The organism is Phycisphaerae bacterium, assembly GCA_024102815.1.
Classification (GTDB): domain Bacteria; phylum Planctomycetota; class Phycisphaerae; order UBA1845; family UBA1845; genus JAGFJJ01.
This window is the reverse complement of sequence record JAGFJJ010000039.1, coordinates 1-1,535: the sequence shown is the minus strand read 5'-3', so window position 1 is coordinate 1,535 and position 1,535 is coordinate 1. Positions and strand designations below refer to the sequence as shown.

The window sequence follows — 1,535 nt, the reverse complement described above, 5'->3', positions numbered from 1 at the left end:
GATACGTGCATCAAGATCGAGGTCGAGAAGGCCGGACTGACGGAGCGTGCAGCATGACCGCCAAGAAGATCCCCATCACCCCCATCTTCATGGACCGTCCCACCGTCGCCCAGGTCGTCGCCATGTCCACCGCGACTATCGAGCGCCTGGAGCGCGAGGGGCAATTCCCCAAGCGCCGCCAGCTATCCGGCCAGCGCGTCGGCTGGCTGGTGCGCGAGGTTCAGGAATGGGCCGAGTCACGGCCGGTGTCGAACTTGCCGCCGCCGCCGAATACCGGGGCGTCGAAGCGGAAGGAGGCGGCGTGAATGAGCTTCATCTTTTCGCGGGCGCTGGTGGCGGAATTCTCGCCGGCCAGCTTCTCGGGCACCGATGCGTCTGCGCCGTCGAATACGAACCCTATGCCCAGGCCGTGCTTGTGGCACGACAGAACGATGGAACCTTCCCGCCTTTCCCGATTTGGGATGACGTGCGAACGTTTGATGGACGACCGTGGTGCGGTGTTGTTGATGTCGTGGCTGGCGGCTTCCCGTGTCAGGACATCAGCGCCGCAGGAAATGGCAACGGAATCGACGGCGAGCGCTCCGGTCTCTGGCGCGAAATGGCCCGAATCGTCAGTGAGGTACGACCCCGTTACGTCTTCGTGGAAAACAGCCCATTGCTTGTGGGAAGAGGACTTGCCGTGGTCCTCGGTGACCTTGCCGACATGGGGTATGACGCGCAGTGGTTCCGTCTATCGGCATCCGACTGCGGAGCGCCCCATCAGCGGGATAGGTGCTGGCTTGTGGCCCACTCCGACTGTCTGCGGGAATTACAACCGCAAGGGCGCGAGTGCGACCAGCGGCGACGGGCTGGCGACTGTGGTGACGCAACGGACTTGGCCAACGCCAAATTGCATCGGCTTTCGGTCGGACGGCGAGCTTGCGATATTGGCGAAATCCGCGAAGGACGAGTCGGAGTATCTAGCGATGTCGCACCGTGCTTGCAACAGCAAGCGGATGAGGTTTTGGCCCACAGCCACAGCCACAGCCACAGCCAGCAAAGGATGGTCGCCGAATCACAACCGCGCAATGACGGACGACAGGCTGGATTACTCGGTGGAGCGGGAATCTTTCCAGCCTGGCCAGCAGACCCCGCCGATGCGCCTGAATCCCGAGTGGGTCGAGTGGTTGATGGGATGGCCCATCGGGCACACCGGATTAAAGCCCTTGGAAACGGGCAGGTATCAAGAGTGGCTGCGGCAGCATTCGCCGCGCTGTCTGGATCGTGAGAAGGCCGCGTGACTCACCCCGGCCGCGCCAGCTCCTCCAGCCTCACGGAGAGCCGGCGCAGCCACTCCACCCGCTCGGCATCGTACTGGTGCCGGTTGTACGCCCCGGCGACGCCAGGGATCCTGTGCCCGAGCACCGATTCTGCCACGTCGCCCGGACAGCCCATTGCCGCCAGCAGACGTGGCAAAAAGCACCCACACGCCGATGATGCAGCAGCGCATTCGCCAGTAACTGCAAGGCATTGACGGCCGGCACCCTGGAAGGTTA

2 protein-coding genes and 1 pseudogene are annotated in these 1,535 nt (G+C 63.5%); 2 read left to right on the top strand and 1 reads right to left on the bottom strand.

Going from position 1 to position 1,535, the window contains the following annotated elements; all coding sequences use genetic code 11:
• Positions 1–53 precede the first annotated feature (53 nt).
• Positions 54–305: an AlpA family phage regulatory protein gene (locus J5J06_09240; protein MCO6437256.1), complete on the top strand. Its 252-nt coding sequence runs from the start codon at positions 54–56 to the stop codon at positions 303–305.
• The gene (locus J5J06_09235) at positions 302–1,267 is read left to right on the top strand and encodes a DNA cytosine methyltransferase (protein MCO6437255.1); all 966 of its coding nucleotides are present in this window, start codon (positions 302–304) and stop codon (positions 1,265–1,267) included. Before J5J06_09240 ends, J5J06_09235 begins: the two co-directional genes overlap by 4 nt.
• Positions 1,268–1,281: 14 nt before the next feature.
• On the opposite strand, the pseudogene J5J06_09230 reads toward J5J06_09235, so the two are convergent.
• Positions 1,282–1,446, bottom strand: a pseudogene (locus tag J5J06_09230) (alpha/beta hydrolase).
• Positions 1,447–1,535: the final 89 nt, after the last annotated feature.

Coding starts and splice junctions, on each gene's coding strand:
- J5J06_09240 (MCO6437256.1), top strand. CDS start 54: ATGACCGCCAAGAAGATCCCCATCACCCCCATCTTCATGGACCGTCCC.